Source organism: Streptomyces sp. NPDC091272 (genome assembly GCF_044757485.1).
Classification (GTDB): Bacteria; Actinomycetota; Actinomycetes; order Streptomycetales; family Streptomycetaceae; genus Streptomyces.
Genome location: NZ_JBIVVC010000001.1, coordinates 568,420 through 584,096, shown reverse-complemented (window position 1 = coordinate 584,096; position 15,677 = coordinate 568,420). Strand labels below are relative to the sequence as shown.

The 15,677-nt window shown below is 72.9% G+C and carries 13 protein-coding genes and 1 pseudogene; 3 read left to right on the top strand and 11 right to left on the bottom strand.

What is annotated here, in order from left to right; all coding sequences use genetic code 11:
• Window positions 1-142: 142 nt before the first annotated feature.
• The 5 genes and pseudogenes from ACIQM4_RS02265 to ACIQM4_RS02245 form a co-directional block, all read right to left on the bottom strand.
• Window positions 143-1,300 (bottom strand): annotated as a pseudogene (locus ACIQM4_RS02265) (ROK family glucokinase); the annotation flags it as partial.
• A gap of 221 nt (window positions 1,301-1,521) precedes the next feature.
• Window positions 1,522-2,388 (bottom strand): ATP-binding cassette domain-containing protein, encoded by an 867-nt coding sequence (locus tag ACIQM4_RS02260; protein ID WP_401584778.1) that lies wholly within the window; start codon window positions 2,386-2,388, stop codon window positions 1,522-1,524.
• Window positions 2,385-3,434, bottom strand: coding sequence for an ABC transporter permease (locus ACIQM4_RS02255; RefSeq protein ID WP_401584776.1), 1,050 nt, complete (start codon window positions 3,432-3,434; stop codon window positions 2,385-2,387). The genes ACIQM4_RS02260 and ACIQM4_RS02255 overlap by 4 nt, the downstream gene beginning before the upstream one ends.
• Window positions 3,431-4,441 (bottom strand): sugar ABC transporter substrate-binding protein, encoded by a 1,011-nt coding sequence (locus ACIQM4_RS02250; RefSeq protein WP_401584774.1) that lies wholly within the window; start codon window positions 4,439-4,441, stop codon window positions 3,431-3,433. Before ACIQM4_RS02250 ends, ACIQM4_RS02255 begins: the two co-directional genes overlap by 4 nt.
• Before the next feature lie 110 nt (window positions 4,442-4,551).
• Window positions 4,552-5,556: a sugar ABC transporter substrate-binding protein gene (locus ACIQM4_RS02245; RefSeq protein WP_401584772.1), complete on the bottom strand. Its 1,005-nt coding sequence runs from the start codon at window positions 5,554-5,556 to the stop codon at window positions 4,552-4,554.
• Window positions 5,557-5,695: 139 nt separating this feature from the next.
• Between ACIQM4_RS02245 and ACIQM4_RS02240 the strand changes: the two genes are divergently transcribed.
• On the top strand, window positions 5,696-6,706 hold the full coding sequence (locus ACIQM4_RS02240; protein ID WP_401584769.1) for a Gfo/Idh/MocA family oxidoreductase: 1,011 nt from the start codon (window positions 5,696-5,698) through the stop codon (window positions 6,704-6,706).
• Between the two features lie 34 nt (window positions 6,707-6,740).
• Here the strand turns inward: ACIQM4_RS02240 and ACIQM4_RS02235 are convergent, their stop codons facing one another.
• The 3 genes from ACIQM4_RS02235 to ACIQM4_RS02225 all read right to left on the bottom strand — a co-directional run bounded on the left by ACIQM4_RS02235 (window position 6,741) and on the right by ACIQM4_RS02225 (window position 9,928).
• Window positions 6,741-7,928 carry a cytochrome P450 gene (locus ACIQM4_RS02235; RefSeq protein ID WP_401584766.1) on the bottom strand — a complete coding sequence of 396 codons (1,188 nt, stop codon included), beginning with the start codon at window positions 7,926-7,928 and terminating at the stop codon, window positions 6,741-6,743.
• A 66-nt stretch (window positions 7,929-7,994) separates the two neighbouring features.
• Window positions 7,995-8,675, bottom strand: a complete 681-nt coding sequence (locus tag ACIQM4_RS02230; protein WP_401584764.1) for a response regulator — start codon at window positions 8,673-8,675, stop codon at window positions 7,995-7,997.
• A complete protein-coding gene (locus tag ACIQM4_RS02225) occupies window positions 8,672-9,928 on the bottom strand; it encodes a sensor histidine kinase (protein ID WP_401584761.1) in 1,257 nt (418 codons plus the stop codon). Before ACIQM4_RS02225 ends, ACIQM4_RS02230 begins: the two co-directional genes overlap by 4 nt.
• A 157-nt stretch (window positions 9,929-10,085) precedes the next feature.
• Here ACIQM4_RS02225 and ACIQM4_RS02220 point away from each other — a divergent pair, with 157 nt between their 5' ends.
• Window positions 10,086-10,394, top strand: coding sequence for a hypothetical protein (locus ACIQM4_RS02220; RefSeq protein WP_401584758.1), 309 nt, complete (start codon window positions 10,086-10,088; stop codon window positions 10,392-10,394).
• Between the two features lie 83 nt (window positions 10,395-10,477).
• Here the strand turns inward: ACIQM4_RS02220 and ACIQM4_RS02215 are convergent, their stop codons facing one another.
• The 3 genes from ACIQM4_RS02215 to ACIQM4_RS02205 form a co-directional block, all read right to left on the bottom strand.
• The gene (locus ACIQM4_RS02215; protein ID WP_401584755.1) at window positions 10,478-11,434 is read right to left on the bottom strand and encodes a DMT family transporter; all 957 of its coding nucleotides are present in this window, start codon (window positions 11,432-11,434) and stop codon (window positions 10,478-10,480) included.
• A 272-nt stretch (window positions 11,435-11,706) separates the two neighbouring features.
• Window positions 11,707-13,374: a PP2C family protein-serine/threonine phosphatase gene (locus ACIQM4_RS02210; RefSeq protein ID WP_401584753.1), complete on the bottom strand. Its 1,668-nt coding sequence runs from the start codon at window positions 13,372-13,374 to the stop codon at window positions 11,707-11,709.
• 381 nt (window positions 13,375-13,755) lie between these two features.
• Window positions 13,756-14,289 carry a MarR family winged helix-turn-helix transcriptional regulator gene (locus ACIQM4_RS02205; protein WP_401584750.1) on the bottom strand — a complete coding sequence of 178 codons (534 nt, stop codon included), beginning with the start codon at window positions 14,287-14,289 and terminating at the stop codon, window positions 13,756-13,758.
• Window positions 14,290-14,333: 44 nt separating this feature from the next.
• On the opposite strand from ACIQM4_RS02205, the gene ACIQM4_RS02200 reads away from it, so the two are divergent.
• Window positions 14,334-15,509 carry a PP2C family protein-serine/threonine phosphatase gene (locus ACIQM4_RS02200; RefSeq protein ID WP_401584748.1) on the top strand — a complete coding sequence of 392 codons (1,176 nt, stop codon included), beginning with the start codon at window positions 14,334-14,336 and terminating at the stop codon, window positions 15,507-15,509.
• The last annotated feature ends 168 nt before the right edge of the window (window positions 15,510-15,677 follow it).

Here is a 15,677-nt window from a genome sequence, read left to right as displayed (position 1 = left end):
TCGGTTCGGCCTCGCGGGCCTGCCCGGGTCCTGCGACCGGTCCGGCCGCCGGGGCCGGTCCCGCCGCGGGGGCCTTCTCCGCCGCGGGGGCCTGGTCCGCCGCGGGAGCCTGGTCCGCCGCGGGAGCCTGCTCCGCCGGAGCCGGGGCCTGCCTCGGTTCCGAGGTGGCGGTGCGGATCACCTGCGCGTAGCGCTCGTAGCGTTCGTGGCGCTCGACCCGGCGGCGGTTGGCCCGGCGGAACCGGCGGGCGACCAGCCGGGCGAGGTCCGCGGCCCCGACCATGCCCGCCTCCGGGCCCAGCTGGGCCTTGGCGATACGGGCCTCGGGGCGGTAGCCGCGGCCGGTGAGGTGGCGGCGGAAGGCGTCCCTGGCCGGGCCGATCAAGAGGTCGTCGGCGGCGCTGACGCCGCCGCCGATGACGAAGCAGGAGGGGTCAAGGGCCGCGGCCAGGTTGGCGATGCCGACGCCGAGCCACTGGCCGATGTCCTGGAGGAGTTCGACGCACATGGCGTCGCCGCCCCTGGCCAGCTCGGTGATCAGCGGGCCGGTGATCTCGTGGATGTTCCCGCCGACGCGCTCGATGAGGTGGTACGCGACCGGGGAGTCCGCGGCGGCGAGTTCGCGGGCCTCACGGACGAGGGCGTTGCCGGAGCTGTACTGCTCCCAGCAGCCGCGGTTGCCGCACGGGCAGCGGTGCCCGCCAGGCACGACCTGCATATGGCCGAACTCGCCGGCGACTCCGTACTCACCCCGCTTGACCTGGCCGTCCTCCAGGATGGCGCCGCCGATGCCGGTACCGAGGGTGATCATGACGAGGTGGTCCTCGCCGCGTCCTGCGCCGAACCGCCACTCGGCCCAGGCGGCCGTGTTGGCGTCGTTGTCGACGAGCACGGGGACCGCGAGGCGCGCGGAGATCGCGTCCCGCAGGGGCTCGTTGCGCCAGGCGAGGTGCGGGGCGAAGAGGACCTTGCTGCGGTCCGCGTCGACCCAGCCGGCGGCGCCGATGCCCACCGCGTGCACGTCGTGCCGGTCGGAGAGGTCCAGGACCAGCTCGACGATGGTGTCCTCGACGACCTTGGCGCTCTTGGACTTGTCCGGTGTCTCCGCGCGCAGGGTCTCCAGGATGGCGCCGTCGGCGTCCACGACGCCCGCCATCACCTTCGTACCCCCGATGTCGATGCCGACGGTGGGCACGCGCGGGGCGGTCAGGTGGGAGCGGCGCTCACGGGGGCCGACGGTGCGCAGGACGGTGGCGCGGGCGGTGCCGCGGCCTGCGAAGTCACGGTAGGAGCTGCTCATCGGCCGGGGCCTTCTGCGGTGTCGGGGGCCGGCGCCTCGGGGCCCGGCGGCGGACGGCGCCCACCGCCGCCGATTGTGCCATCCGTACGCGTGCGGAACCTGTCCGGGCGTGCGGCCCCGGCCCTTCGGCGGGCGCGGCGGACGATGTTGTTCCGCACACCGGCCGCCCGCCCGCACCGCGTCGCGCGGCCCGTCCGGGGAGGTACGGACGGGCCACCGCACTACGTCGCGGGCCCCTCGTCCACCGGGTGTCCGCCGAGGTGGGCGGGGGCCGGCGCGCGCTCCAGTTCATGGCTGAGTTCGTCGAGTTCGCTGCCGCCGGCCATCTGCCGGGTGAGCTCGTCGAGGGTGGTCTCCTGCTTGGTACTGCTGCCCGCCATCGCCCCCCTCTTGAGGAGCACGAAGCGGTCGCCGACGAGGTAGGCGTGGTGCGGGTTGTGTGTGATGAGGACGACACCGAGGCCCGCGTCCCGGGCCGCGGCGACGTACTTGAGGACGACGCCCGACTGCTTGACACCGAGGGCCGCGGTGGGCTCGTCGAGGACGAGGACCTTCGCACCGAAGTGCACGGCGCGCGCGATGGCCACGCACTGCCGTTCGCCGCCCGAGAGGGTGCCGATGGGCTGGTCGACGTCGCGCAGGTCGATGCCCATGCGCAGCAGTTCCGAGCGGGTCGTCTCGCGCATCAGGGCGACGTCGAGGCGCCGGAGGGGGCCGCGGCCCTTCGTGGGCTCGGAGCCGAGGAAGAAGTTGCGCCAGACGGGCATCAGCGGGACGACGGCGAGGTCCTGGTAGACGGTGGCGATTCCCCTGTCGAGGGCGTCGCGCGGGTTGACCAGGGTGGTCTCGGCGCCCTCGACGCGGAAGGTGCCCGCGTCGTGCTGGTGCAGCCCGGCGATGATCTTGATGAGGGTGGACTTGCCCGCGCCGTTGTCGCCGAGCACGCACGTGATCTCGCCCGCGTGCACTTCGAGGGAGACGTCCTCCAGCGCCTTGATGTTGCCGTAGAACTTCGACACGTGGTCGAGCTCGACGAGCGGCGTCCCGGGCGCCGTCGGCGTCCCTCCCGGTTCGACGGCTGTGCTCATGACCGTGCCTCCGCGCGCTTGCGTACCCATGCGTTGAGCAGGGTGGCCAGAAGGAGCATGGCTCCGAGGAAGAACTTGAACCAGTCGGGGTTCCACTCGGCGTAGACGATGCCCTTGCTCGTCATGCCGAAGATGAACGCGCCGACCGCCGAGCCGATCGCGGAGCCGTACCCGCCGGTGATCAGACAGCCGCCGATGACGGCCGCGATGATGTACGTCAGCTCGTTGCCGACGCCCTCGCCCGACTGGACGACGTCGTAGCTGAACAGCAGGTGCTGGCCGGAGACCCAGGCGGCGAAGGCGACGCCCATGTACAGGCCGATGCGGGTCTTGTTCACCGGTACGCCGGTGGCGCGCGCGGCGTCCTTCTCACCGCCCACCGCGAAGATCCAGTTGCCCGCGCGGGTGCGCAGCAGGATCCAGGTGGCGAGCGCGATCAGGACGAACCACCAGAGGATGGTGACCTTGAGGTTCACCGAGCCGATGGTGAGCTGGGAGGCGAAGACCGACCTGGCGGACTCGAAGCCCTCCATGTCGCCGATGCTCTTGGTGGAGACGGTGCCGCTGATGAGCTTGGTGAGGCCGAGGTTCAGGCCGGTCAGCATCAGGAAGGTGCCGAGCGTGATGATGAAGCTCGGGAGTTTGGTGCGGGTCAGCATGAAGCCGTTGAAGACGCCGATCAGCAGCGTCACCAGGAGCGAGACGAAGACACCGACCCAGACGTTCGCGGTCATCTGGTAGCTGAACATCGAGGAGATCAGCGCGGAGCTGGTCACCATGACGCCGGCGGACAGGTCGAACTCGCCGCCGATCATCAGCAGCGCCACGGGCACCGCCATGATGCCGATGGTCGAGGCCGCGTAGAGGACGGTGCCGAAGCTGGAGGCGCGCAGGAAGCTGTCGGCCGCGATCGAGAAGAACAGGAACACGGCGACCGCGCCCACGATGGAGCCAAGCTCCGGGCGGCCCATCAGCTTGCGCAGCGGCGACGTGTGGATCAGCCGTTCGTCGGCCCCGGGAGGTGGCGCGGGTGCGGTCGCTGTCATCGGGTCCCCCGGTTGGTGTACGCCTTCAGCTGCTCGGCGCTCTCCTTGGTGATGACCTGCGGGCCGGTGAGGACGGGTTTGCCGCCGCCGAGCATGTCCGCGTTGTAGCGGTAGAGCCAGAGCAGGTCCACCGCCTCGTACCCCTGGAGGTAGGGCTGCTGGTCGACGGCGAAGCCGAGGGCTCCGGAGGCCAGCGAGTCGGCGACCTTGGCGTTCAGGTCGAAGGTGTCGACCTCGGCCTCGCTGCCGGCCTGCTGCTTGGCCTGGACGGCGGCGTCCGCGAAGGGCGCGCCCAGGGTGACGACCGAGTCGATGTCCCGGGTGGTCTGGAGCTTGGCCTCGATGGACGCCTGGACGTCGGGCATGTTGGTGCCGTCGACGTAGAGGTTCTCCACGGAGCCCTTGAAGGACTTCTTGACGCCCTCGCAGCGCTGCTCGTGGCCGACGTTGCCCCGCTCGTGCAGCACGCAGAGCGCCTTCTTCTTCGCGCGCTTGTCCAGCTCGTCGCCGACGGCCTCGCCCGCGATGACCTCGTCCTGGCCGATGTGGGTGAGCGCCCCGAAGGCCTTGGACTCGGCGGTGCCCGAGTTGATGGTCACCACCGGGATGCCGGCCTTCTTCGCCTTGGCGAGGACGCCCTTCATGGCGTCCGGCTTGGCGAGGGTGACGATCAGGCCGTCGACCTTCTTGTCGATGTACGTGTCGACCAGCTGGGCCTGCTGCTGGGCCTCCGCGTTGTTCGCGTAGAGGAAGTCGATGTTGTCCTTCTCGGCTGCCTGTTTGGCGCCCTTCTGGACGATGTCCCAGAAGGTGTCCCCTGCACCCGAGTGGGTGACCATGGCGAAGGTCCACCTGGGGGTGGACACCGCGGCCTTGCCCTGGGCGGCCGTAGCCGCGCGCTCCTCGGCGCGCTTGCCGCCGGTGCTGCTGCAACCGGTGAGGGAAGCCCCGAGTACCGCCGCCAGCACGGCGCCCAGCGCACGTACCCCTGTCCGAACCCTTGCCACGACGTCGTGCCCTTCTCGCTGTACTCCTGGGTGCGGCCGGGCGGCACGATGTCCGACCCCGGCCGCCCAAGTATCGGTCATGGGGGTGCGCCGTGCGGTCGGCGGGTGGGTCATCGGGTGCCGCGGGCGGTGTATTTCTCCAGCTCCGGGACGTCGTCGGCGGTGACGATCGCAGGCCCGGTAAGGACCGGTTTGCCACCTCCCAGGACGTTCCCGTTGGTGCGGTTGAGCCAGATCCCGTCGACGGCGAGGTAGCCCTGGAGGTAGGGCTGCTGGTCGACGGCGAATCCGACCGCTCCCGACCCCAGACTCTTGACCACCGCCGCGTTCAGGTCGAAGGTGTCGACCTCCGCCTTGCTCCCGGCGCCCGCCTTCGCCTGCACCGTCGCGTCCGCGAAGGGCGCGCCGAGGGTGACCACGGCGTCGATGTCCTTGGCCGCCTGGAGCTTCGCCTCGATGGAGGAGGTGGTGGCCGGCATGTTCGTCCCCTCCACGTTGAGGTTCTCGACGCTGCCCTTGAACGCCTTCCGCACGCCGGCGCAGCGCTCCTCCAGGGAGACGTTGCCCTGTTCGTGGATGACGCAGAGCGCCTTCTTCCTGCCGCGCCTGGTCAGCTCCTCACCGACCCCCTCACCTGCCACCGTCTCGTCCTGGCCGATGTGGCCGAGTGCGCCCAGGGCCTCGGAGTGCTGTCCGCCGGAGTTGACGGTGACGACGGGGATGCCGGCGGCGACGGCCTTCCTGACCGCCGCGCCGACGGCCTCGGGCTTGGCGAGGGTGACGACGATGCCCTGCACCTTCTGGTCGACCGCGGCCTCTATGAGCTGCGCCTGTTCCTTGCCCTCCTTGTTGGCGGAGTAGAGGAACTCGACGTTGTCCTTGGCCGCGGCGGCCTTGGCACCGCTCTGCACGATGTCCCAGAAGGTGTCGCCCTCGCCGGAGTGGGTGATCATCGCGATCTTGATGCGCGGCGTACCCGCCGCCTTGCCCCCACCCCCGCCGCGCTCCGGCTGTTCCTCGGAGCCCTTGCCACCGGAGCCGCTGCATCCGCAGAGGGTGAGTGCGGTTAGGGCCACCGCGGTGGTCAGCGCTGTCGCCGTACGGGTGGTACGCATCGTCGGGCCCGCCTCGCATCCCCCGCCGCCCGGTTGCGGCTGGGGGAGTTCTAGCGGCGGTCGTACGGCGCCGTCAATGGTTGTGCGTCCGGCTGCGTGGTCCTTGACAGTGCTGCGGGCCTGTTGTCGGGTGGGCGGCATGCGTATCGGACTCATGGGCACGGGCCGCATCGGTTCCTTCCACGCCGAGGTGCTCGCCCGGCACCGCGAGGTGGACTCACTGGTGCTGGCCGACGCGGACGCGGGGCGGGCCGAGGGGGTCGCGCGCCGGGTCGGCGCCGAAGTCGCCCCGACGGAGCGCCTGTTGGCGTCGGGGGTGGACGCGCTGGTCATCGCGTCGGCGACGGCCGCGCACGCGGAGCTGATCGGCAGGGCCGCCCGCGCCGGTCTGCCCTGCTTCTGCGAGAAGCCGATCGCCACCGACCTGCCGGGCACCCTGGAGGCGCTGCGCGAGGTGGAGTCGGCGGGCACGGTGCTCCAACTCGGCTTCATGCGCCGCTTCGACGCCGGTTACGCGGTGGCGCGCGAGCGGGTGCGCTCGGGCGCGCTGGGCCGGCTGCACACGGTGCGCACGGTCTCCTCCGACGCCGCCCCGCCCCCGGCCGCGTACCTGCCGCTCTCCGGTGGGCTCTACCGGGACTGCCTGGTGCACGACTTCGACATCCTGCGCTGGGTGACCGGGCGCGAGGTGGTGGAGGTGTACGCGACGGGCTCGGCCGCGGGACCCGCGATGTTCGCGGCGGCGGACGACGTGGCGACGGCCGCCGTGGTGCTGACGCTCGACGACGGGACCCTCGCCACGTCGACCGCGACCCGCTGCAACGGGGCGGGTTACGACGTACGGATGGAACTGGCGGGGGAACTGGACCAGTTGGCGGTCGGCCTGGACGACAGGACCCCGATCACCTCGGCCGAGGTGTCGGGGCCGCCCGCGCCCGCGAAGCCGTGGGCCGGGTTCCTGGAGCGTTTCGCCCCGGCGTACGAGGCGGAGCTCGACGCGTTCCTCCAGGTCGTACGCGGTGAGCGGGCGAACCCGTGCGACGGCCGGGAGGCGCTGGAGGCGCTGCGGGTGGCCGAGGCGTGCGAGGTGTCCCGCCGGGAGGGGCGGGCGGTCCGGCCGGCGGAGCTGCCCGGTCTCGGCAGGCCGTGAGCCACCCCCCACGGCCTGCCGGGCGTCGGTCAGCTCACCAGCGGACGGGCAGTTTCCGTACGCCTCTGATCAGCAGTCCCGGCGCCCACTCCCAGGGCGCGCCGTCGGGGTCCAGTGCCAGGTCGGGGCAGCGTTCGAGCAGGGTGCGGACGGCGATGCGGCCCTCCAGCCTGGCCAGCGGGGCGCCCAGGCAGAAGTGGATGCCGTGCCCGAAGGCGAGGTGGCCCTGTGCGGAGCGGCGGATGTCGAAGCGGTCCGGCTCGGGGAACCTGGCGGGGTCCCGGTCGCCGGAGGCGAGGGCGACGAGGACGAGCCTGCCCGCCGGGATCGTCACCCCGCCGAGCTCGACGGGTTCGCGGGCGAACCGGAAGGTGGAGGTCTCCACCGGGCCGTCGTAGCGCAGCATCTCCTCGATGGCGCCGTCGATGAGGCCGTCGAAGTCGGCGCGCAGGGCGGCGAGTTGTTCGGGGTGCGAGAGCAGGGCGCGGACACCGTTGGAGATCAGGTTGACGGTCGTCTCGTGGCCGGCGACGAGCAGCAGGAACGCCATGCCCATGAGCTCGTCGGGCGAGAGCTGGTCACCTCCCTCGTCCCGCGTCCTGATCAGCGCGCTGAGCAGGTCCTCGCCCGGCGAACGGCGCTTCTCCTCGATCAGCTCGGCGAGGTAACCGCCCATTTCCTCGATGGCGGCGGCGCTCTCCTCCGTCCCGGTGGGCGCGACGACCTCGTTGGACCAGACGCGGAAGCGGTCCCGGTCCAGGTCGGGGACGCCGAGGAGTTCGCAGATCACGGTCATCGGCAGCGGGAACGCCAGCGCGTCCACCAGATCGGCCGATGAACTCCCCTTGTCCGTCATCGAGTTGATGAGGTCGTCGGTGATCTGCTGCACCCGCGGCCGCATCGCCTCGACCCGCCGGGCGGTGAACTCACGGACGACCAGCTTGCGCAGTCGCGTGTGGTGCGGCGGGTCGGCCTCCAGCATGTTGCTGTTGACCGCGTGGGCCGCCTCCTTGTCCCAGAGGTCCGAGACCCGCCAGTCCTTGCTGAGCCGGGGGTCGGCGAGGGCCTGGCGCGCCTCCTCGTACCCGACGACCATCCACATCTCGTCCACGTCCTTGGTGCGGACGCGATGCACAGGCCCGGAGGCGCGGAGCCTCTCGTAGTACGGATACGGATCGGCTGTGAAGTCCTCGGTGCACTCACGCAGGTCGACGACTGTCATGGATCACCCCTCCCCGGCCGGGTCCGGTCGACCCCGCCGCCCAACCAGCCTACGTGGCAGCGGCCTTCACTCCTCGACGGTGTCGAGCAGCCCGGCGTCGTGGGCGAGGAGCGCGATCTGGACCCGGTTGTTCAGGGCCAGCTTGGCCAGGATGCGTGAGACGTGGGTCTTGACCGTGGGCACGCTCAGATAGAGCTCGGCGGCGATCTCCGCGTTGGAGCAGCCGCGTCCCACCGCGACGGCCACTTCCCTTTCGCGCTCGGCGAGTTGGCCGATACGCTGCTGTGCGCGGGCCTTACGGTCCTGGGCCCCGCCGGCCCCCGCGACGTGGCCGATGAGCTGCTGGGTGACCGCGGGGGACAGCACCGGGTCCCCGGCGGCGACGCGCCGTACCGCTGCGACGATCTCGGCGGGCGGGGTGTCCTTCAGTACGAAGCCCGCTGCGCCGGCCCGCAGGGCGCGCAGCACCTGCTCGTCGGCGTGGAAGGTGGTGAGGACGACGACCTCGGGCGCGTCGGGCCCGGCGCGCAGTTTCTCCGTCGCGGTGAGACCGTCGACGACCGGCATCCGGATGTCCATCAGCACCACGTCGGGCCTCAACTCCTCGACCGCTCGCGGGACCTGCGAGCCGTCGGCGGCCTCGCCGACGATCTCGATGTCCGCCGCGCCGCCCAGCATGAAGGTGAGCCCGGCACGCACGAGGGGGTCGTCGTCGACGAGGAGGAGCCTGATCGTGGAGATCGTCATGGTGCCCACGGTAGCCAGGCATCGATCCGGAACCCGCCGTCGGGCCCGTGGCCGTGGTCGAGCCGGCCGCCGGCGAGGACCGCGCGCTCGGTGAGGCCGATGAGCCCCTGGCCCGAGCCGGGGACCTTGGGGACGTCGCCGTCGGGGGCGGGGTTGTGCAGGGTGACGGCGACGCCGTCGCCGGGGCGGCCGGTCACCGTGACGGCGACCTCGGTGCCGGGTGCGTGCTTGCGGGCGTTGGTCAGGCCCTCCTGGGCGATGCGGTAGACGTTGCGGCCGACGGCGGCCGGCACGCCGGCCGGATCGTCGATCCGGTTGTCGAGGGTGACCTTCATGCCCGCCTGGCGGGACTCCGAGACCAGGGCGTCCAGGGTGGTCAGGGTCGGCTGCGGGCGGTCGTCGTCGCCGCTCCCGGGGCTGCGCAGCACACCGATGATCTCGCGGAGGTCCTGGAGCGCCTCGTGGGCGCTGTCGCGGATGACCCCGGCGGCGCGGGCGACCTGGGCGGGCGGGGCGTCGGGCCGGAACTCCAGGGCGCCGGCGTGCACGCTGAGCAGGGTGAGGCGGTGGGCGAGGACGTCGTGCATCTCGCGGGCGATGGCCTCGCGGGCGAGCCGCTGGGCCTGTTCGGCGCGCAGCCCGGCCTCGGCCTCGGCCCGTACGGTGCGCTCACGGAGCGAGGCGACGAGCTGGCGGCGTGCGCGTACGAACATGCCCCAGCCCACGATCAGCATGGTGATCACGACGGTGGCGACGAGAGCCGCCAGGAAGGAGGTGCTCGGGTCCGGCCGCACCCAGGCCTGGAGCAGCCCGGTGGCGAGCGCCCCGGCGGCCATCGGCCCCGCCACCTTGAACGGGCGGTGCACGGTCACGCCGAACAGGGCGACGATCATCGCGCCGGAGGCCGCGGGCGCGACCACGGAGAGCACGACGAGCACCACCGCCACCCCGACGGGCCGGCGCCGCCGCAACCAGAGCGCGCAGCACGCGAGCGCCCCGGCGATCTGGTCGAGGACGAGTACGGCGCGGTGCTCGCCGAAGTCCGCCGCGGTCTGCGCCGCCGCGATCCCGATGGCCGCGGCGAAGAGGAACATCAGGAGGTCGACGGTCCAGTCCCGCAGGGTGCGGCGCGGCCGGGCCCGCGCACTCCCCACGGCGCCGGGCCCACCGCCGGAGCGGCTCCCGGGTTCGCCGGGCGTCTCGGGGCCGCCCATCGCCGACGGCAGCAGCCACCGGTACTCCTGTTCGCTCATGCGTACAAAACTACGCAGGCGGCGGTGGTGCGGACGGCCGTCGGGGGCAGTCGGCTACCGAAGTCGCCCGGAAGGCTACTTCGGTCGCGGCAGGGGCCCGGGCGGGTAGCCCTGCGGACGATGGCGGCCGGGGCCCGCGCGCCCCAGTGTGGCGGGCATGAGGCGAATCTTCGAGGTGGCGGGCGTCCTGCTGATGGTGTGGGGCGCGGGAGGGCTGATCCACGAGTGGGCCGGCTGGTTCCACGCGTGGGGTGTGGTGCACAAGCTCGGCTGGTTCGAGGGTTACGAGGTCTACGCGAACATCGTCCTGGCGGTGGCGGGCCTGGTACTGGTGGTCGCCTCGGAACGCGCGGGCGGGGCGGGCCGGGCGGGGCACGGCGACGCGGACGCCCAGCGGACCGACCGTGCGGGCGACGCGGGCGGCACGGGCGGCACGGGCGGCACGGGCGGCACGGGCGTACGCTGACGACCCAGGGCACAGCCGCGCGGGCGAACGCTGACCACCGGGGGCACAGCCGCGCGGGCGCACGCCGACACCCCGCAGTTCCGTCAGGCCGACGGTCCTGAGCCCTCCGGCGCCGGGCGCCGGGCCGCCACCGCCCGACGCCCCCAGGCGGTGCCCGCGAGCACCAGGGCGCCACCCAGCAGGCCCACCGCGCCGAGCCGTTCCCCGCCGATCGCGATGCCGACGGCCGCCGCCCACAGGGGTTCCGTACCGAGCAGCAGGCTGACCCGGGACGGCGAGGTGCGCCGTACCGCCCACATCTGCACGGCGAACGCGAACAGCGTGCAGCACACGGACAGGAACAGCAGCCCCGCCCACTCCCCCGCCCCGAACCCGGCCGCCACGCTCCACGGCGAGGGCCCGGTGCCGGGCGCGGCCGCCAGCAGGGCGAACACGGCTACGGCAGCGCCGAGCTGGACGGTGGTCAGGGACAGCGCGTCGGCGTCCTGGACGGCCTTGATCCGGGCCATGAACAGCACGTGCGCGGTACGGGCGAGTGCGGCGAGCAGCATCAGCAGGTCCCCCGTGGAGGGCTCGGTGAAGCCGCCGCCCTGGGTCAGCAGGAGCACGCCCAGTACCGAGAGCCCGGCGGCGGCCAGGAACGCGCGGGGCGGCGCCGTCCTGGTCACGGCGGCCTCGGCGAGTGGAGTGAAGATCATCGTGAGGCTGATGATGAGCCCCGCGTTGGTCGCCGAGGTGTGCACGACGCCGTACGTCTCCAGCAGGAAGATCCCGCTGAGCACCAGGCCGAGCAGGCCCGCTCCCCGCCACTGCGCGGCGCTGAGCGCCCGCAGCTTGCGCCGTCCGGCGACCACGAGCACCGGGAGCACGATCGCGAACCGCAGTACCAGCACCGCGACGACGGTCTGCGCGGTGGTGATCCCCTTGGCGGCGAGGTAGCTGGCTCCCCAGACCGCCGCCACCCCCAGCACGGGAAGGTCGGCGAAAGCGGCCCGGCGGGCGGACACGGATCTCGGTACGGCGGGCGAGGTGGCGGCCACGGCGCGGTCTCCAACTGATGGTGCGGTGTGGAGACTTCGGCGGCTCGCACGCGGGCGCCCACCGTACCCGGCGGTGATCTTCACGGGGAAGGGGCGCAGGCCCGTCCCGCTGCCGGTTCCGGTGTCCGCACGGCGCCGGCGCGGGCACGGAGCTGGTCGGGCACGATCCGGGTCAGCGCCGAGACGGATCCAGCGGCGGGCGGGTCAGCGCGGAGACGGGTCCAGCGGCGGTACGGGCCAGCGCCGAGACGGGCCCAGCGGCGGGCGGGGCGTCAGCCCGTGTGGTGGCCCCGGCCCGTGCCGTTGACCGTGTTCAGGTGGGTGCCGCGCGGGGCGGCGATGCCCAGCAGTGCGATGTCGTCGTGCTCGCGGGTGCCCAGCCACTGTGTGGTGAGGTTCTCCACCCGTTCGATCACCGCCTCCACCGGCAGCCGCGCGCAGTCCGCGAGGGTCGCGCGCAGCCGTTCCTCGCCGAGCAGCTCCGCTCCGCCGGGCCCGCCCCGCGCCTCCGTGACGCCGTCGGAGTAGAGCAGGCAGGTGTCACCCGCCCGCAGCACGGTGTGGCAGGTGCGGGTGGTGATCTCGGGCAGGGCGCCGATCAGGGTGCCCCTGGTGGGGGCCTCGTCGACCGTGCCGTCGGCGCGGACGATCAGCGGTGCCGGGTGCCCCGCCGCGGTCAGCCGCAGGGCGACGTCGCCGTGGCTCAGGGGGGTCGCTCCCGCCAGCACCATGGTGGCGAACCTGCTGTCGGTCTCCTCCAGCAGTGTGGCGTTGAGGAGTTCGAGCAGGCGGTGGTGGTCGCTCTCCAGGTGGCGCAGCGCGGAGAGGGTGTTGCGGATCTTGCCGGTGAGCACGGCCGCCCTGGCGCCCTTGCCGCAGACGTCGCCGAGGACGAGGAAGGTCTCGCCACCGGGTCCGCTCCCCGGGTGGACGTCGTAGAAGTCCCCGCCGATCAGGTCGGTGGCCCGGGAGGCGCGGTAGGTGGCCGCCAGGTCGAGGCCGCTGGAGCGGCGCAGGACGGGCGGGAGCAGGGAGCGCTGGAGGACCGCGGTGGTCTCCGCCCGGTCCGCGTACAGGGCGGCGGCCGAGAGGGCGGCCCCCGCGCGGGCGGCGAAGACGCGGGAGAAGACCTCCTCGTCCTCGTTGAAGGCCGGGGTGCGGGTACGGCGCAGCAGGACGAGCGCACCGGCCGGCACGCCGTTTCCCGGCATCGGTGTGACGACGACGGAGCCGAGCGGCCCGAAGCCGTCCGGGACCAGCCAGCCGGGGACCGCGGCGGGCGCCACGCACCGGGCGGGCACGGACGGGAACCCGGCCAGCGCGTCGGCGAGACCCGGCACCTCGCCGACCGGCTCGGTGAGCAGGCGCTCGTCCACCAGCCGGCCGTCGACCGCCGAGGTGAGCCGCAGGCGCCGGTCGCCGTTGCCGGCGATCACCACCGCCGCGTCGGCCATCCGCTCGCCGGCCAGTTCGGCCACGGCCTGCACGGACCTGTGCCAGTTGAGGGTGGTGAGCAACCGGGCGGACGCCCTGGCCAGGAACTCGGCGCGGTCGCGTTCCTCCTGCCAGCGGCGCTGCCAGACGAGTTCGAGGGTCACGTCGTCGAGCAGATAGGCGACGTGGCCGTCGGGCAGCGGCATCCGGCGGGCGGCCATCTCGCGCGCCCCCACGGCCCCCTGGGCGAAGGCGAGCTGTTCGTACTGGGCGCGGGCCAGCCAGTCGGGCACCCGTGGCGCGCACATGGCGTCCGCCTCGCGCAGCCCGGGGAAGAGGTCGCGCGCCGATTCGTTGAGCAGACGGACCAGTCCGGCGCCGTCCAGCATCACGACGGCGCCGATTCCGCTCTCCACCAGGGCGTGCGCCAGCGCCGCGCCCGGTGCAGCGGCGAGCGGGTGCGCACCCTCGACGGGGCGGTCGGTGGAGCGTGGGGAGGAAGTCACAACCGAAGGCGAAGCCCCGCGCGACCGGACGGCCGTAGGCTCCTGTCATCCTCTCGGAGCTATAGACGCACGACGACAACTGTTGTCGCACGGCAACCGTCTCGCGCCGGGCCCCGGCATGGCAAGCGACACCCACAGGACCTTCACAGGGAATACCGAACTGTCCGCCCATATCGGGACGTTGTACCCCTTCGTGTGCACGGGTCCCACACACCGGATACGATGCGCCCGCGGACCGGCTAGCCGGGTTGTCACCGGGCAGTAGGCCCGCAGCAGTCGGGAAAGGCAGGAACCGTGGGAGAACGAGGCGGCGACCCCGCACACCCCCAGAGGGACACGGCCGTGCCGTCGGCGCCCCGCGCCGCGCCCGCGGGCGGCCCGCTAGGCGCTCCGGCCGGCCTTCGCCGCCGGGCCGTCCAACTGCCCCGCGCCGACCGCGAGACGCTCCTCGACCGCCGTTCGGAACTCGCCGAGCCCGTGCACCAGGGCCTCCCGCGCGGCCACCGGCATCGTCGCGACCGCCGCCACCAGTGCCTCCTCGCGCCGGGCCCGCAGGTCCCGCAGGTAGGTGCGGCCCGGCGCGGTCAGCCGCAGCTCGACCTCGCGCCTGCTGACCTCGCTGGCCGACCGCTTGACGTATCCGAGCGCCTCCAGCCGGTCGCAGAGTCTGCTGACCGACGGGGGCGCGGCTCCCAGGACGTCGCCGAGCGTGCGCAGATTGATGCCCTCGGCGCGCTCCAGAATGTGCATCACCCGCAGTTGCGAGGACGACACAGGCGCGGGGGACACCGCGTCCCTGCCGTGCTCCCACAGCACTTCCAGCAGTGCGATCACCTCGCACGCGGCCCGGGCAGCGGCGTCCGCCGTGCCACCCGGTGCGCCCTCGCTGCGAAGGCGTGAGCCCTGGAGGTCCACGCTTGCCCTCCCCGTACATCCTTCGAGAAAGTGATTCTCCGACGTTGGACAGACTCGCGTCCGTGGAACGCCACCTGCGTGCCGCCGACCCCCATGCGCTGCTCGACGCGTTGCGCACGGTCCTGACGGACCTCTACGGCTCACTCGCGGTCGATCTGCTGATGGCTGACTACGCCATGACGATACTGCAACCGGTCGGCACGCTCCCCCATACCGCCGAGCCCGTCTCGGCGCACACAGGCGCGCCGGGGCGAGCCTTCGGAGCGCAGCAGCCGTACTCGTGCGCGGGCTCCTTCCCGGCCTCGGTGACGGCACACCTGCCGGTGACGGTGCGAGGTGACCGGCTCGGCGTCCTGTGCGTCACACTGGCCGAGGAGCGCTACGACGCGGACGTACTGGCGGAGCTGACGGACGTCGCGGAGGCGCTGGGCCACCAGATCGTGGTCGCCGAGCGCGACACCGACCTGTATCTCCAGGCCCGCAGGGCCGAGCGGCTCACGCTGGCCGCCGAGATCCAGTGGGGGCTGCTGCCGGGACGTTCCTGCGCCCGCGCCGAGTACGAGCTGGGCGCCCAGCTGGAGCCCGCGTACGCGATCCACGGCGACAACTTCGACTGGTCCACCTCGGACGACCACCTGACCCTCGCCCTCACCAACGGCATGGGCGAGGGCATCGACGCCGCGCTGCTCACCAGCCTCGCCATCAACGCGCTGCGCAACGCGCGCCGGGCGGGTCTGAGCCTCACGGACCAGGCGTGCATGGCGGACCAGGCGATCTACGGCCAGCACCGGGGCGCGCTTCACGTGTCCGTCCTGCTGCTCCGCTTCCACCTGCCGTCCGGGAACGTGGAGATCGTCGACGCCGGCTCACCGCAGGTCTGGCGGCTGCGGGCGGGCACCGTGGAGCCGGTGAAGCTGGACCCGCAGCTGCCGCTGGGCATGTTCGAGGACTCGGTCTACACGGTGCAGCCCTGGCAGGTGCTGCCGGGTGACCGGCTGCTGTTCGTGAGCGACGGGGTGTACGACGTGGCCTCGCCCGCCGGGGAGCGCTACAGCGAGCAGGCGCTGGCCCGCGCCATCCAGTCGACCCGGCTGCTGCCGCCTCCGCAGGTGCCGCGCGCCGTCCTGCACGAACTGGCCGGGCACCGCGGGGAGGTCATGGCGGAGGACGACGCGATGATCGTCTGCCTGGACTGGCACGGCCGCCCCGAGAAGGCCTGAGCCACAGGGGCACGGGGCCGACGGGGTACGGGGCCACGGAGGCACGGGGCCACGGAGGTACGGGGCCACGGAGGTACGGGCGTGGGGGGGGGCGCGCCCCCCGGGGGCCGGGGGCCCCCCCCCCCCCCCCCCCCCCCCCGCCCCCGGCGAGACCCCCACGCGCCGGTG